The 15,756-nt window shown below is 66.9% G+C and carries 16 protein-coding genes and 1 pseudogene; 13 read left to right on the top strand and 4 right to left on the bottom strand.

Annotated features, from left to right (window positions below; translation table 11 throughout):
- Positions 1-2 precede the first annotated feature (2 nt).
- The 11 genes and pseudogenes from I71_RS09685 to cybH all read left to right on the top strand — a co-directional run bounded on the left by I71_RS09685 (position 3) and on the right by cybH (position 8,850).
- The gene (locus I71_RS09685; RefSeq protein ID WP_042694321.1) at positions 3-302 is read left to right on the top strand and encodes a HypC/HybG/HupF family hydrogenase formation chaperone; all 300 of its coding nucleotides are present in this window, start codon (positions 3-5) and stop codon (positions 300-302) included.
- A 7-nt stretch (positions 303-309) separates the two neighbouring features.
- Entirely contained in the window at positions 310-738 is a 429-nt protein-coding gene (locus I71_RS09680; protein WP_049976017.1) for a hydrogenase, read from the top strand.
- A complete protein-coding gene (locus I71_RS09675) occupies positions 735-1,619 on the top strand; it encodes a hydrogenase expression/formation protein (RefSeq protein WP_042694319.1) in 885 nt (294 codons plus the stop codon). Before I71_RS09680 ends, I71_RS09675 begins: the two co-directional genes overlap by 4 nt.
- The gene (hybE, locus tag I71_RS09670) at positions 1,616-2,452 is read left to right on the top strand and encodes a [NiFe]-hydrogenase assembly chaperone HybE (RefSeq protein WP_042694316.1); all 837 of its coding nucleotides are present in this window, start codon (positions 1,616-1,618) and stop codon (positions 2,450-2,452) included. The genes I71_RS09675 and hybE overlap by 4 nt, the downstream gene beginning before the upstream one ends.
- 1 nt (position 2,453) lies before the next feature.
- On the top strand, positions 2,454-2,786 hold the full coding sequence (locus I71_RS09665) for a hydrogenase maturation nickel metallochaperone HypA (protein WP_375731184.1): 333 nt from the start codon (positions 2,454-2,456) through the stop codon (positions 2,784-2,786).
- Between the two features lie 44 nt (positions 2,787-2,830).
- A pseudogene (locus I71_RS09660) lies at positions 2,831-3,817 on the top strand (sigma 54-interacting transcriptional regulator); the annotation flags it as partial.
- Between the two features lie 11 nt (positions 3,818-3,828).
- On the top strand, positions 3,829-4,317 hold the full coding sequence (locus I71_RS40990) for a helix-turn-helix domain-containing protein (RefSeq protein ID WP_375731185.1): 489 nt from the start codon (positions 3,829-3,831) through the stop codon (positions 4,315-4,317).
- 82 nt (positions 4,318-4,399) lie between these two features.
- On the top strand, positions 4,400-4,948 hold the full coding sequence (locus I71_RS09655) for a HupE/UreJ family protein (RefSeq protein ID WP_042694312.1): 549 nt from the start codon (positions 4,400-4,402) through the stop codon (positions 4,946-4,948).
- 192 nt (positions 4,949-5,140) lie between these two features.
- The gene (locus I71_RS09650; protein ID WP_199902149.1) at positions 5,141-6,214 is read left to right on the top strand and encodes a hydrogenase small subunit; all 1,074 of its coding nucleotides are present in this window, start codon (positions 5,141-5,143) and stop codon (positions 6,212-6,214) included.
- 2 nt (positions 6,215-6,216) lie between these two features.
- Entirely contained in the window at positions 6,217-8,031 is a 1,815-nt protein-coding gene (locus I71_RS09645; protein ID WP_042694310.1) for a nickel-dependent hydrogenase large subunit, read from the top strand.
- Between the two features lie 24 nt (positions 8,032-8,055).
- Entirely contained in the window at positions 8,056-8,850 is a 795-nt protein-coding gene (gene cybH / locus I71_RS09640) for a Ni/Fe-hydrogenase, b-type cytochrome subunit (protein ID WP_042694308.1), read from the top strand.
- 222 nt (positions 8,851-9,072) lie between these two features.
- On the opposite strand, the gene hypF is transcribed toward cybH, so the two are convergent.
- On the bottom strand, positions 9,073-11,337 hold the full coding sequence (gene hypF, locus I71_RS09635) for a carbamoyltransferase HypF (RefSeq protein WP_042694305.1): 2,265 nt from the start codon (positions 11,335-11,337) through the stop codon (positions 9,073-9,075).
- A 105-nt stretch (positions 11,338-11,442) separates the two neighbouring features.
- Between hypF and I71_RS09630 the strand changes: the two genes are divergently transcribed.
- Together I71_RS09630 and I71_RS09625 are read left to right on the top strand one after the other, a co-directional pair.
- A complete protein-coding gene (locus I71_RS09630) occupies positions 11,443-11,715 on the top strand; it encodes a hypothetical protein (protein ID WP_199902148.1) in 273 nt (90 codons plus the stop codon).
- A 194-nt stretch (positions 11,716-11,909) separates the two neighbouring features.
- On the top strand, positions 11,910-12,929 hold the full coding sequence (locus I71_RS09625; protein ID WP_042694303.1) for an SDR family oxidoreductase: 1,020 nt from the start codon (positions 11,910-11,912) through the stop codon (positions 12,927-12,929).
- Positions 12,930-13,260: 331 nt separating this feature from the next.
- Here I71_RS09625 and nirK read toward each other — a convergent pair whose 3' ends face one another.
- The 3 genes from nirK to I71_RS09610 form a co-directional block, all read right to left on the bottom strand.
- Positions 13,261-14,328 carry a copper-containing nitrite reductase gene (gene nirK, locus I71_RS09620; protein WP_042694302.1) on the bottom strand — a complete coding sequence of 356 codons (1,068 nt, stop codon included), beginning with the start codon at positions 14,326-14,328 and terminating at the stop codon, positions 13,261-13,263.
- A gap of 146 nt (positions 14,329-14,474) precedes the next feature.
- A complete protein-coding gene (mog, locus tag I71_RS09615; RefSeq protein ID WP_042694300.1) occupies positions 14,475-15,023 on the bottom strand; it encodes a molybdopterin adenylyltransferase in 549 nt (182 codons plus the stop codon).
- A gap of 20 nt (positions 15,024-15,043) precedes the next feature.
- The coding region (locus I71_RS09610; protein ID WP_042694298.1) for a nitric oxide reductase activation protein NorD at positions 15,044-15,756 on the bottom strand (713 nt) is incomplete at its 5' end.

Raw genomic sequence — 15,756 nt, 5'->3', positions numbered from 1 at the left:
GCATTCCTCTGCGTCTCAGCGCTGTCGACGGCGTTGCCGGCCGGTCGGAGGACGGGGCGGTCATCGACCTGTCGCTGGTCCCGGACGCCGGTCCCGGCGATTGGGTGCTCGGCTTTCTGGGGGCTGCGCGCCGCCTGCTGGAGCCGGAAGAAGCCGCCCAGATCCTCGATGCGCTGGCCGCGATGGCTGCGGCGCTGGATGGGGAGCGGCTCGACGGCGCCTTCGCCGATCTGACCGACCGCGAACCGACCCTTCCCCCCCACCTGGAGGCGGCCCGCGCGGCCGGCCTGACGGAGGCCTGACGCCACCATGACCGACCTTGCCCCCTCCCCCGCCAAGCTGCGGCTGCCCCTGCCGCCGCTGGTCGATCTGCTGACCGATGTGCACGGCTATCGGCGGCTGGACCATGCCGACGACCGGCCCTGGCTGGATGATCCGTCGAAAAGCTGGGTGGTCTTCCTGCCCGGACATGGCAAGGGGAGTGATGAGACCGCCGACGTTGCCGTGATCCTGCCGGAACTGGTCCGCACGCTGCACCCGCGCCTGACCCCCGCAGTGGCCGGCGAGGCGGCGGAACGGGCGCTCCTGGCGCTGACCGGCATGATGAGCCTGCCGGCCCTGGTCTTCCTGCGCGGTGACCGGCTGTTGGGTAACATTCCGCGCGTGCGCGACTGGGACGACTATCTGCAGCGGATCGGCGAAATTCTGGACGGCGTTTTGGAAGGCGGTGCGGCATGAGCTCCCTGTTCGGCATGACCCACCCGCCGATCGGCTTCGGCCCCGGCAGTCAGCCCGACGCAACCGAGGAAGGGCTCGAATATCTGCCGATGCCGTCTGGCATGCGCGTCTACGAACCGCATCTGCCGGAGGTCGTCGATCCCGCCCGCGCCGCGGCCGCCCACACGGTGCTGGCCCGCATCCACGAGGCGCTCGCCAACTGGTCGGCCGGCGAGGAAATCCGGATTCCGGTCGACGATCTCGACGCCCCCTTCTTGGCCCTGGTTGACGAGGCTTTGGGCGAAGGCGAGGTCGCGGTCAAGGTGGAGAGGGCCGGCGACCGGCTGGAGATTCAGGAGGGGTCGCTGGCCGGAGTCTGGCGCCTGCGTGCCTTCGCTGGCGGCAGCATACGCGAAAGCCTGCTGGTCAGCGCCTTCCCACGGGTGGCGCTGAACCGCGCCTTCACCGCCGTTGCACCGGTCATCGCCAGTCCGGCACCCGCCTGTCCGATGCCAACCGGTCTAATGAATGGCCAGCCGATCCTGACCGAACTGCTGGATCGCAGTGCGGCCTGGCGCCGTGGCGATGCGCCCCATGCGGTGAATTTCAGCCTGCTGCCCCATACGCCCGAGGATCTGGCCTTCGTCGAACAGCGGCTGGGGGTCGGGGCCACCACCATTCTGTCACGCGGCTACGGCAATTGCCGGGTCACCGCCACCGCCACGCCGAATGTCTGGTGGGTGCGTTATTACAATTCGGTCGACACGCTGATCCTCGACACGGTGGAAATCGTGGACGTGCCGGCGGTGGTCTGTGCCGCGGCGGAGGACATCGCCGACAGCGCCGACCGGCTGGCCGAGATCCTTGACGCGCTGGCGACCGATCTGGAGCGGGTGCGATGAGCGGCGCCGCCTCCCGGTTCGAGGGATCCTATCTCGGCGACGCCACCCGCATCGGTGCGACGACGCGGATGGAATGCAAGATCTGCTGGCATGTCTACGACCCGGCGGAAGGCTGCGAGCACTGGCAGGTGCCGCCCGGCACCGGCTTCGCCGCCCTGCCCGACCATTGGCGCTGCCCGGTTTGCGACGGTGCCCGCGACCAGTTCATGGCGCTGGACGGCGAGCCGATGGCCACTGAGGCCTCCATTCCGCCGGCCGCCGCCGCAGCGGCAACCGGCCCTGCCCAGCCGGCCGAAAGCATCGCCCGGCTGGAGGCGGCCTTCCGCGAAATCCACATTGCGCAGATGCGCGGCATGCCCATCGTCAACGATGCGCTGGCGGTGAAGGCGCTGGGCTTCCGCCGCCATGGCGGGCGCTGGCTCGGCGCTCTGGTGACGCCCTGGTTCCTGAATCTCATCCTGCTGCCCGGCGAAGACGACGAGTGGTCGGCCCTGGTGCCGGGGGCGAAGGAACTGATCGAGTTTCCCTCCGGCTGGTACGAATTCGTTCACGCCAACCGCAAGAGCGTCGGCGCCTACAAGGCCTGTTCACTGTTTTCGCCGATGTTCGAGTTCGCCTCGATGCTCCAGGCGACCGAAACGGCCTCGGCCGCTCTGGTCTCCCTCTTCGATCCGTCCATCCGCGAAGACGGTGCCCAGACCGCCGAGATCCGTCGCCGGCGGGAGGAAGATCTGGCGCCTCCGCCCGATCCCGCTCCGGTCCAGGCCGAGCCGGTGCGCCCGTCGCGCCGCGCGCTGTTGGGCATGGGGACCGGAGACTCCGCGGATGCATGAGATGGCGCTCTGCGAAAGCCTGCTCCAGGCGATGGAGGAGGCCGGGCGGGTCAACGGCTTCCGCCGCGTCAGCAAGGTTCGGCTGGAGGTCGGCCGCTTCGCCGGGGTGGAGGTGGAGGCGCTGCGCTTCGGCTTCGACGTTGTGACACGCGGTTCGCTGGCCGACGGGGCGGAACTGGTGGTGCTGGAGATGCCGGGACGCGGCTGGTGCTTCGACTGCAACGATACGGTGGATCTGGACGACCGGCTGTCTCCCTGCCCACACTGCGGCGGAAACCGGCTTCATCCCAACGGCGGCACCGACATGACGATCAAGGATCTTGAGGTCGAGTGAGCGTCGTCGAATGAGTTTGGCCGCATGAGAAAGGACCCTGCGCGATGACCGACCCCGCCCGCCCCGGCATTCTGGTGGTGGATGACGAGCCACGCTCCGTCGAGGTCATCGCCCGCCTGCTGGACGAAGAGTTCGAGGTGTTCACCGCCCTGTCGGCGGAGGAGGCTCTGCGCCTGCTGGAAGCCGAATGGATCCAGGTGGTCTTCTCGGACCAGCGGATGCCGGAGATCAGCGGCGTCGAATTCCTGACCCAGGTGCGGGAGCGCTGGCCCGACGTGGTGCGCATCGTCATCACCGGCTACATCGACCCCGAGGACATCATCGGCGCCATCAACACCGCCGGCATCCACCAGTTCATCACCAAGCCCTGGCATCCCGACCATCTGCTGCTGACCGCCCGCAACGCGGCGAAGCTCTACCAGTTGCAGCGCGAGCATGATCGGCTGACCAGCGAGCTGAAGCTGCTGCCCCCCCTGGCGGAAACCCGCGTGGCGACCAAGCGGGAGCGGGTGCGCCAGTCCTACCGCTTCGACGGGCTGATCCGGGCCGAAGGCAGCCCGGTGGAGGAGGTCTGCCGTCAGGCGGAGCGGGTCGCCGGCTTCAACGTCCCGGTTCTGGTGCTCGGAGAGACCGGCACCGGCAAGGAACTGCTGGCCCGCGCCATCCATTACGGCAGCCCGCGCTCCGACCAGCCCTTCTATTGCGAGAATTGCGGCGCCATCCCGGACGAGCTGCTGAAAAGCGAGCTTGTCGGGCATAAAGAAGGTGCCTTCCCGGCGCCCACAGCAACCGCATCGGTCTTCTGGAGCAGGCGGACGGCGGCACCATCTTCCTCGACGAGATCGGCGACATCAGCCCAGCCTTCCAGGTCCGGCTGCTGCGCTTCCTGCAAGAGGGTGAGATTCGGCCGGTGGGATCCAACGAGACCCGGCGGGTCGATGTCCGCGTCGTCGCCGCTACTCACCGCGATCTGACCGCCGAGGTGAAGGCCGGCCGTTTCCGCGAGGATCTCTATTACCGGCTCAGCACCATGACGCTGACCATGCCGCCCCTGCGCGACCGGCCCGACGACATTCCGGTGCTGGCCCGTCACATCCTGGAGCGGCTGTCGGCCGCCCATGGCAAGCCTGTTGCCGGTTTTGCCCCGGACACGCTGGCCTGCCTGGAGGCTTATGGCTGGCCCGGCAATGTGCGCGAGATGCAGAACGAGATCATGCGGATGCTGGTGCTGTGCGAGGGCGATGTTCTGGGCGCCGACCTGCTGTCCGATCCTGTGCTGCGCGGCGCCGCGCTGAACGCCCGCCCCGCCTCGCCCGAGGACGGGCCGCTGCCGCCGCTCGACCTGATCGGCCAAGGCGGACCGCTGAAGTCGCGGATCGAGCGGGTGGAGGCCGGCATCCTGATGGAAACGCTGGTCCGCTGCCGCTGGAACAAGAGCAAGGCCGCCGACGAGCTGGGCCTGTCCCGCATGGGCCTGCGCGCCAAGCTGGAACGCTACGGCATCGAGCGCGGCCCGGCGCAGAGGCATTGAGCATTTTTATCCCCTCTCCCGGGGCGGGAGAGGTCATTCCTCCGATCACCAAAACCACAAGAACCCCGAGGAGCCGTTCGATATGTCGAAATTCACCCGTCTCGCCGCCGTCTCCGCAGCGGTCGCGCTTGCGGCCACCCCTGCCCTGGCCCATCCGGGCCATCTCGCAGGGGCCGGTTTCGTCGACGGTGTCGCCCATCCGTTGAGCGGGCTGGACCATCTGATCGCCATGGTCACCGTCGGCGTCTATGGCGCCACCATTGGCGGCCGTGCCGTGCTGGCGGTGCCGGGTGCCTTCCTGGGCGCCATGCTGGCCGGCGGGCTGTTCGCACTGGCGGGCGGCGCGCTGCCGCTGGTCGAGCCGGCCATCTACGCCTCCACCGTGGTGCTGGCGCTGCTGTGCGTCATGCCGATGTCGCGCAACACCCTGATCGGTACGGCTTTCGCCGCCGGTTTCGGTCTGTTCCACGGCTTTGCCCATGGCGCCGAGATGCCGGCCGACGCTGCGGCGCTGGGCTATGCCGCCGGCTTCCTCGCCAGCACCGCCGGACTGCATGCGGCCGGCGTGGCGCTTGGTCTGGCGATCCATCGCCTGGTCGGCCGGCCGGAAGAGGAAGGCCGGACCGCCTGATCCCACCGGCAACCGACTTTCCACCCCGGCCGCCGTTTCGGCCGAAAAGTTGCCAGCGGTTGAGGAGCCTACCCCTTTGTAACCGTTGGATTGCCGAATGTTCGTACTACGGCACGATTGTTGCCTATGACCCCCGGAGAAGCGCACCGGCCCCTCGCACGCCGGTGTCGCCCGACGGGAGAAAACAAACCGATGGCAACGCTGGAAACCTTCTACGAGGTGATGCGGCGGCAGGGGATCACACGCCGTTCGTTCCTGAAATACTGCTCGCTGACCGCCGCGGCCCTGGGGCTGGGGCCTGAACTGGTTCCGCAGATCGTCCACGCCATGGAAACCAAGCCGCGCACCCCGGTGCTGTGGCTGCACGGGCTGGAATGCACCTGCTGCTCCGAATCCTTCATCCGCTCGGCGCACCCGCTGGTGAAGGACGTGGTGCTGTCGATGATCTCGCTGGACTATGACGACACGCTGATGGCGTCGGCCGGCCACCATGCCGAGGCGATCCTCGACGAGGTGATGGAGACGTACAAGGGCAACTACATCCTGGCGGTGGAAGGCAACCCGCCGCTGAACCAGGACGGCATGTCCTGCATCGTCGGCGGCAAGCCCTTCACCGACCAGCTGCGCAAGGTCGCGAAGGACGCCAAGGCGATCATCTCCTGGGGGTCCTGCGCCTCGTTCGGCTGCGTCCAGGCGGCACGTCCGAACCCGACCCGCGCCACCCCGGTGCATGAGGTCATCACCGACAAGCCGATCATCAAGGTGCCCGGCTGTCCGCCGATCGCCGAGGTGATGACCGGCGTCATCACCTACATGCTGACCTTCGACCGCATCCCGGAGCTGGACCGCCAGGGCCGGCCGAAGATGTTCTACAGCCAGCGCATCCACGACAAATGCTATCGCCGGCCGCATTTCGACGCCGGCCAGTTCGTCGAATCCTTCGATGACGAGGGCGCGCGCAAGGGCTACTGCCTCTACAAGGTCGGCTGCAAGGGACCGACCACCTACAACGCCTGCTCCACCGTCCGCTGGAACGAGGGCACCAGCTTCCCCATCCAGTCGGGCCACGGCTGCATCGGCTGCTCGGAGGACGGATTCTGGGACAAGGGATCCTGGTACGCCCGCCAGTCCGACATCCTCCAGTTCGGGATCGAGGCCAACGCCGACCAGATCGGCACCACCGCCGCCATCGGCGTCGGCAGCATCATCGCCGCCCACGCGGCGGTCAGCGCCCTGAAGCGCGCACAGCACAAGGGAGACGTCTGACCATGGGCATCGTCCAGACCCCGAACGGCTTCTCGCTCGACAGCGGCGGCAAGCGCATCGTCGTCGATCCGGTCACCCGCATCGAAGGGCACATGCGCTGCGAGGTGAATGTCGACAGCGACAACGTCATCCGCAACGCGGTGTCGACCGGCACGATGTGGCGCGGCCTCGAAGTCATCCTGAAGGGCCGCGATCCGCGCGACGCCTGGGCCTTCGTCGAGCGCATCTGCGGTGTGTGCACCGGCTGCCACGCGCTGACCTCGGTCCGGGCGGTGGAGGATGCGCTGCAGATCCGCATCCCGAAGAACGCCCACCTGATCCGCGAGATCATGGCGAAGACGCTGCAGGTCCATGACCACATCGTCCATTTCTATCACCTGCACGCGCTGGACTGGGTCAATCCGGTCAACGCGCTGAAGGCCGATCCGCAGGCGACCTCGGCGCTGCAGCAGGCGGTGTCGCCGCGCCATGCCAAGTCCAGCCCCGGCTATTTCCGCGACGTCCAGACCCGCCTGAAGAAGTTCGTGGAGAGCGGCCAGCTCGGCATCTTCAAGAACGGCTATTGGGACAACCCGGCCTACAAGCTGTCGCCGGAAGCCGACCTGATGGCGGTGACCCATTATCTGGAGGCGCTCGACCTCCAGAAGGACATCGTCAAGATCCACACCATCCTCGGCGGCAAGAACCCGCACCCCAACTACATGGTCGGCGGCGTTCCCTGTGCCATCAACATGGACGGCACCGGGTCGTCGGGCGCGCCCTTGAACATGGAGCGGCTGAACTTCATCCGCGCCCGCATCCAGGAAGCCACCGCCTTCGTCGAGAATGTCTATCTGCCGGACGTGCTCGCCATCGCCAGCTTCTACAAGGACTGGCTCTATGGCGGCGGGCTGTCGGCCACCAACGTCATTGACTACGGCGATTACGAGAAGGTGCCGTACGACCATTCGACTTGCCAGCTGCCGGGCGGCGTCATCCTGAACGGCAACTGGAACGAAGTCCACCCCATCGACCCGCGCGACCCGGCACAGGTGCAGGAGTTCGTCGCCCACAGCTGGTATCACTACGAGGACGAGAGCAAGGGCCTGCACCCATGGGACGGCGTGACCCAGGCCAAGTTCGAGCTGGGAGCCAACACCAAGGGCACCCGCACCGACATCAAGGAACTGGACGAGGCCGCCAAATATTCCTGGATCAAGGCCCCGCGCTGGCGCGGCCATGCGGTGGAGGTCGGCCCGCTGCCCCGCTACATCCTGGCCTATGCCCAGGGCGTCGGCTATGTGAAGGACCAGATCACCGAATCGCTGGGCGCCTTCAACAAACTCGCCGGCACGAGCTTCACGCCGCAGCAGGCGCTGCCGACGACCATCGGCCGCACGCTGGCCCGCGCGCTGGAATGCCAATACTGCTGCACCATGATGATGGACGACTGGAACGCCCTGATCGCCAACATCAAGGCCGGCGACACCGCCACCGCCAATGTCGAGAAGTGGGACCCGAAGACCTGGCCCAAGGAAGCCAAGGGCGTCGGCACCGTCGCGGCGCCGCGCGGCGGCCTGGGCCACTGGATCAGGATCAAGGACGGCAAGATCGACAATTACCAGTGCGTCGTGCCGACGACCTGGAACGGCAGCCCGCGCGATCCCAAGGGCAACATCGGCGCCTTCGAGGCCTCGCTGCTGAACACGCCGATGGCCCGCCCGGACGAGCCGGTGGAGATCCTGCGCACCCTGCACAGCTTCGACCCGTGCCTTGCCTGCTCCACCCACGTCATGGCGCCGGACGGCGCCGAACTGGCCCGCGTCACCGTGCGCTGACCGGCAACCGAGGAGGATTACGTCATGGCTCCTCTCGATAATGCCAAGCCGGTCGCGGCACCGGGCGAGGAAGGGGCTGCCGCCACGGGCGGCGGCCGCTTCCTGAAGGCGATCTATGTGTATGAGGTGCCGGTGCGGGTCTGGCACTGGGTCAATGCGCTGGCGATCATGGTGCTGTCGGTCACCGGCTACCTGATCGCCAACCCGCTGCCGGCCATGCCGGGCGAGGCGAGCGCCAATTTCCTGATGGGCTACATCCGCTTCGTCCATTTCGCCGCGGCCTACATCTTCGCCGTCGGCTTCATCGGCCGGCTCTATTGGGCATTTGCCGGCAACCACCATGCCAAACAGATGTTCCGTTTCCCCTTCTGGGACCGCCACTGGTGGGGGGAATTGTTCCTGGAGGCCCGCTGGTACCTGTTCCTGGAGCGCAAGCCGAAGCTGTATGTCGGCCACAACCCGCTGGCCCAGTTCGCCATGTTCTGGGCCATTGCGGTCGGCAGCGTCTTCATGATCGTGACCGGCTTCGCGCTCTACAGCGAAGGTGCGGGACAGGGCAGCTGGCAGGACAAGCTGTTCGGTTGGGTCATCCCGCTGTTCGGCCAGAGCATGGATGTCCACACTTGGCATCATCTCGGCATGTGGGCGATCCTGCTGTTCGTGATCGTCCATGTTTATGCCGCGGTGCGCGAGGACATCATGTCCCGCCAGTCGATCATCTCCACCATGATCAGCGGTGTGCGCACCTTCAAGGACGCCGAAGTCCCGGCCGACGAGGGGCATGAGCGGCCGGCGAAGAAGGCGGCGCCGGTGGCGTGAGTTGAGTGTTTGGTGCTGCGGAGGTCCATGCCCCCTCCTGTCCCTCCCCCGCTATCGGCGGGAGAGGGACAGGGTGGGCGCTCCCGCGTTTTCACTCCCTGGAAAATTGTTGTTGTTCTTTATATGTTTTCCTATCTGGGAGTTCGACAAGACCAACCGAACCGCCGGCGCCCCGGCCCCGTGCGCAAGGGGCCGAGCGCAGGTCCGGATGCCGCTGTTCGGCTATAGGGTGAAAGAGGCCACCCACGCCTGACCGAGGCTGAGCCCGCCGTCATTGGCGGGAGCCAGCCGCGGCAGCAGAGCCTCCACCCCCACAGCGCGGAAACCGGCGACCAGCTCCTCCGCCAGCACCGCGTTCATCAGGCAGCCGCCGGACAGCATCACGCGGCCAAGGACATGGGCGCGCAGCACCGGCAGCGTCCAGTCCACCAGCGCCGCCGCCAAAGTGCCGTGGAACAGCTCCGCCCCCTCGACCGCGTCGGCGACGCTCAACAGCCGTTCCAACAGCGGGGTCAGATCCAGCTCGCCTCCATCGATCCGCCACGCCCCGTCGGCCACACGCGGACGGCGGACAAGCGACTCCAGCGCCATCGGTGCCTCCCCTTCGAACCCGGCCACGGCGCGCACGCCAAGCACCCCGCAGGCGGCGTCGAACCAGCGACCGCAGGAGCTGGTCAACGGCGCGTTGATGCCGCGTTCGATCATCCGCCGCACCCCCTCGGCCGGGCCGTGGGTGGCAAAACGGGTCGCGATCTCGTCGGCGCGTCCCATGCGCGCCAAGGCGGCGGCGGCCATCCGCCAGGGCTGTCGGGCGGCGGCGTCGCCTCCGGGCTGGGCGAGCGGGGCGAGGCTGCCCAGGCGTTCGAACCGCAGCCCATCGACCAGCAGCATCTCCCCGCCCCAGGAGCCGCCATCTCCGCCCAACCCGAAGCCGTCGAGCGCCAGGCCCAGCGCCGGCCCTTCGATCCGGTGTTCGGCCATCACGGCGGCGACATGGGCATGATGGTGCTGAACCGCGATGGCGGGCAATCCAGTCCCTTCGGCAAAGCGGGTGGACTGGAAATCGGGATGTCTGTCATGGGCCACCGCCACCGGCTCCACGCCAAGGATGTGCAGCAGATGGGCGACTGTCTCCTCCAGGAAGCCCAGTGTCGCGGCATTGTCGAGATCGCCGATATGCTGGGACAGGAAAGCCTCGTCGCCACGGGTGACGCAGACCGTCGCCTTCAGATGGCCGCCGACCGCCAGGATCGGCGGCACGGGGCGGGCCAGCCGGATCGGCTCCGGCACATGGCCGCGGCCACGGCGCAGGAAGGCCGGCGCGCCAGCCAGCTTGCGCACCACGCTGTCGTCGGCGCGGACCAGGATGTCGCGGTCATGGTCGACGATCAGGTCGGCGATGCCGTCCAGCCTTCCCCGTGCCTCGTCGTTGTCGATGGCCAGCGGTTCGCCGCCGGGATTGGCAGAGGTCATCACCAGCGTCAGCTCCTGCGGCTGCCGCAGCCAGCCGGTGCCGACGGGCCGGCCTGCCGCCTCGTGGAACAACAGATAATGCAGCGGCGTGTAGGGCAGCATGACACCCAGCCAGGCCAGTCCGGGGGCGATGTCCGGCGCCAGGCCGGGAGCCAGGCCGGGAGCCAGGTCCGGCGCTTCGTCGCGCCGCCGCAGCAGGACGATGGGGCGGGCCACCCCCTCCAGCAACCGGCGCTCATCGTCATCCACGTCGACATGACGGACGGCGGATTCGGCATTGGCGACCATCAGGGCGAATGGCTTGCCATTGCGCTGCTTGACCCGCTGCAGCCGCTCCACCGCATCGGCCCGCGTGGCGTCGCAGGCGAGGTGAAAGCCGCCCAGCCCCTTGATGGCAACGATGCTGCCGGCGCGAAGCGCTTCAAGGATATCCTCCGGCGGGTGCGACAGGCGGGGGCCGCAGGTCGGACAGGCGGTCGGCTGGGCGTGGAACCGGCGGTCGGCCGGGTCCTTGTATTCCGTCATGCAGTCGGGACAGAGCGGGAAGCCGGCCATCGCCGTCTGCGGCCGGTCATAGGGAAGCCGGCGGGTGATGGTGTAGCGCGGGCCGCAATGGGTGCAGTTCAGGAAGGCATAGCGATGACGGCGGTCCGCCGGGTCGAACAGCTCGTCAAGGCAGGCCGGGCAGACGGCGGCATCCGGGCCGATGCCGGTGGTGAGGGCGCCGGCCACTTCACTGTGGCGGATGGCGAAGCACTCCTCTCCGGCGATCGGGGCGATGGCCTTGCACTCCACGGCATCGATGCGGGAGAGCGGCGGCGCTTCCGCCGCCAGGGCGGTGCTGAAGGCCGATGTGGCCCCCCCCTGGATTTCGATCAGCACGCCCTGCGGGTCGTTCAGCACCCATCCGGTCAAGCCGAAACGCCGGGCGAGCGCATGGACATGCGGGCGGAATCCCACCCCCTGCACCCGTCCGCGCACGCGGATCCGCAGCCGTTCGGAACTCTCTGCCATTGAAACCTTGCGAATGCCCTGCGGTTGCCCCGCCTCCTTATCATACTCCTCACCCGCCTCGCCGCGAAACTGCGGGCATGCCGCAACGATCCGGCGCCGCGCCGGTTGACAGGGGGACATGCGGAACCGGAACGGAGACGCCGCCATGAGCGCAAGCAAGCACGAGAAGACCGACAGCCGACCGATGCCGACCTGAAGAACAGCCCGCAGATCGGCGGGTCGAAGGGTGCCCGCGCCGCCGGTTTGACGCCGGACGACCTGGAACTGGCCCAGGGCGAGACCACCTTCGAAGGTGACGTTGAAAACCAGACCAACGACAAGGGCGGGGTCGACAAGCCTATCCGCGACGGGCCGCCGTTGCGGCCCCGGCAGGCCTGACGCAAACCGGGTGTCAACCTGATGGATACCGGACGTCACGACGAAAGGGCGGCGCTCGGACCGGAGCCATCCCTTTGCCTCGGCTTTGCCGGATTTCCGAAAAGAGAACCTCTTCTGAACGGATCAGTCTCGGTACTCTCTAAGGCATTCCTTGGCCCGCTCCCAGTACCGATCCCTGAGACAGGACCCTCGTCATGCGACCGACCGAAGCCCTTCCGAAATCCCCCATCCTCTGCATCACCGGAGCGTCCGCCGGGGTCGGCCGCGCAACGGCGCTGGCCTTCGCCGCCTACCGGCAGGCCTCCATCGGCCTGATCGCCCGGTCGTCCGACGCGTTGGAGGAGGTGAAGGCGGAGGTGGAACGGCTGGGCGGGCGGGCGCTGGTCCTGCCGCTGGACGTCGCCGATCCCGACGCGCTGGACGCAGCCGCCGTTCATGTGGAGAACACCTTCGGTCCCATCGACACCTGGATCAACGTGGCGATGGTCACCGTCTTCGGCCCTGTCCATGCCGTGACGCCGGAGGAGTTGAAGCGGGTGACCGAGGTGACCTATCTTGGTTCGGCCTATGGCATCCAGACGGCGCTGCGGCAGATGCGGTTGCGCGACAGCGGTTCGATCGTCCAGGTGGGATCGGCGCTGGCCTACCGGTCGATCCCGCTGCAGTCCGCTTATTGCGGGGCCAAGCATGCGATCACTGGTTTCATCGACAGCCTGCAATCCGAACTGATCCACGACAACAGCGGGATCAGGCTGACGACCGTGCATCTACCGGCGGTCAACACCCCGCAATTCGAGTGGGCGCGCAGCCACATGCCGCGCCGGGCTCGGCCGATGGGCACCATCTTCCAGCCGGAGGATATCGCCCGTGCGATCCTGCGTGCCGCCGAAAACCCTCGCCGCGAATATTGGCTGGGCGGATCGGCGATGCAGGCGATCCTCGGCACTTTCCTGGCGCCGGGCTTTGCCGACCGCTACCTCGCCAAAACGGCGGTGGAGGGACAAATGACGCAGGAGCATGAAATTCCCGGCCGATCCGACAACCTCTACCACCCTGTCGATGGCCTGCACCGCACCCGCGGACGGTTCGGCCTGCCGCACAACAGCCTGCGCCTGACGGCACCCAGCGCCGCAGCCCGCGGCATCGCGATGGCCGCCGGCCTGATCCTGGCCGGTGGACTGGGTTTCGCCATAAGCCGAATTGCGCGCCGGTGAATGTCACAGTGGGGTCGTCAGGATTTCTCCTTGCGGCGTCCGAACCATCGCCTATATGCTGTGCCGTACGCCAACAACAGAAAGGAGGTGATCTCGTGTCTCATTGTCCGTCTCACTCGTCGTCGAGCGCCAAGGCCGAGGTCTCTTTCTTCGTGGAAGGGATTTCGGTCCGCTAAGGACTGTGCCGTGGTGTCGACGACACACGGATTGACAATGGAGGGGCTGCCGGAAACGGCGGCCCTTCTTTGTTTCTGGGGTATTCCGCTCGACGCTTCTAAAAAAGCCCCTCTTCCCTGGTGGAAGAGGGGCTTTTCTTCACTTACCTGCGGCCTCAGTGCTGCATCTCACCCATCTGCTTGCGGCTGTCGCCGGTCTTGTCCAGGATGATGGTGTCGTTGGGCTTCCCTTCGACCTCAAGGATTCCGATCAGGCCCTTGGTGGCACGGCTCAGCGCGTGGTCGACGAGGGCGTATTTGCCAGGATAGTCCACCTTGAATTCCACCATCGTGGCGCCGCCGGGGGCGACGGTGACGGTCTGAATTCCCTTGGCCGGCTCGCTTTCCAGACCGCCCAGATTGTAGACCCTGTCGAAGATCTCGCCGATGACATGGAAGGACGAGGTCAGGTTCGGACCGCCGACACCGAAGAACAGGCGGACCGTCTCGCCGACCTTGGCCTTCAGCGGCTTGTCCTTGGTCAGCGCACCGACGGTGCCGTTGAACACCAAATAGCTCGGACGCTCGTTGACGAGGCCGTCATAGTCGTCTTCGGCATTCGCCAGGTTCTTCGCCTTGGTCGCGTAGATTTCCTGCTGCATCACATAGAATTCATGGTCGACCGGGGCCAAGCCGGCTTCCGGCTCCACCACGATCAGGCCGTACATGCCCTTGGAGATGTGGTGGGCGACCATCGGCGTGGCGCAGTGGTAGACATAGACACCGGGGGTCAACGCCTTGAAGCTGAAGGCCTTGGTCTGGCCGGGTTCGACCTGGGTGATCTGGCCGCCGCCGAGGAAACCCGTCGCGGCATGGAAGTCGACGGAGTGGTTCATCGTCGATTCCGGTGCGTTGGAGATCGAAACATCCACCGTGTCGCCGACCCGCACCCGCACCATCGGACCGGGAACCGTGTTGTTGAAGGTCCAGTAGGTGTAGGTGGTGCCATCGTCCAGCTTGGATTCGACCTCGGTCGTCGTCAACGCGACCTTGTGGGTCTTCGGCGCCCGCTTGCCGGCCTTTTCCGGGGCCGGAACGGCGGCGGGATCCTGGACGACGCTGACCGTCGGCTGCTTGACCTTCGGGTCGGCGTAGAGCGTGTCAGCTGCCGTGGAGGCGCCGATGCCGGACAGGATCATCAGGGCAGCGGCGCTGACGGTGACGAGGGTATGATTGGTCTTCATGACGTCGTCTCGGGGATTTGTTTCTTGTGATGGAATATTCCTCCGCTCTCTGGGAACGATGCTTGACCACCGTCAAGTGGAAGACCTGCACGCAACTTTGTCGCAGGCCTTCTTTATTTCCATACAACCTGTAAGGACTTGCCGCCTTACGATTTTGGACGGAATGCGACGCAGATTTCCGGATCGGTTTCGATCCGGCCGGCACCGATCAGGTCCAGGCAATAGGGAATGGCGGGAAACACCGCCATCAGGCAGTCGTGGATGGCGGACGGCTTGCCGGGCAGGTTCACGATCAGGCTGCGGCCACGGATGCCCGCGGTCTGGCGCGACAGGATGGCGGTCGGCACCACCCGCAGGCTGACAGATCGCATCAGTTCGCCGAAGCCCGGCATCATCTTGTCGCAGACCCGCTCCGTCGCCTCCGGCGTCACGTCGCGCGGGGCTGGGCCGGTTCCCCCGGTGGTCACCACCAGATCGCAGCCGGCGACATCGCACAGCTCGGTCAGCGTGGCGGCGATCAGGTCCAACTCGTCGGGGATGACCCGCGCCTCTGCCACCCAGGGCGAGGCGACAATGTGCGTCAGCTCCTCGCGGATCGCCGGGCCGCCCTTGTCCTCGTAGACGCCACGGCTGGCGCGGTCGGAGATGGTGACGATACCGATTTTCACAGGGCCGATTTTCACCGGTTCGCTCATGCTCAATGATCCTTTTTCGCTCAGGCGGCACAGGCGACCTGCCGGTAGAGAGCCGGCAACGCCTTGGTCATGTGGGAAACCTGCGGGAATATGGCATAGGCGCCGCGCCCGAACAGATAGGGGATGTAGTCGCGGGCTTGCGCATCGACGGTGATGGCGAAGACCGCCAGGCCCTCGCGCCGTGCCTCGCGGACCGCCTGACGGGTGTCCTCGATGCCGTAACGGCCTTCGTAATGGTCGATGTCGTTGGGCTTTCCGTCCGTCAGCAGAACCAACAGCCGGTGCCGGTTCGGCCGCTCGGCAAGCTGGGCGGTGACGTGGCGGATCGCCGCACCCATGCGGGTGTAATAGCCGGGCTTCAACGCGCCGATGCGGCGGGTGACTGCGACGCCCAACGGCTCGTCGAAGCCCTTCAGCGTCTGCACCCGCACCCAGTCCCGCCGGCGCGAGGTGAAGGAATAGAGTGCATGGTCGTCGCCGCAGGCGGTCAGGCCATGGGTGAGCGCCAGCAGCGCCTCCTTCTCCACATCCAGGATGCGGCGGCCCTCGATCCAGCCGTCGGTGGAGAGCGATCCGTCGACCAGCACCGCCACAGCCAGATCGCGGGCCGCACTGCGCAGCTGCTGATGAACGCGGTCGCTGCCGCATCCCCCGGCCTGGAGATCGGCCCGGCTGCGCACCAGGGCGGCCAGATCGAGTTCGTCGCCGTCCATGTGCCCGCTGAACAGCATGC

The organism is Azospirillum sp. B506 (assembly GCF_000333595.1).
GTDB lineage: Bacteria > Pseudomonadota > Alphaproteobacteria > Azospirillales > Azospirillaceae > Azospirillum.
This window is presented reverse-complemented; position numbering and strand designations above follow the sequence as displayed.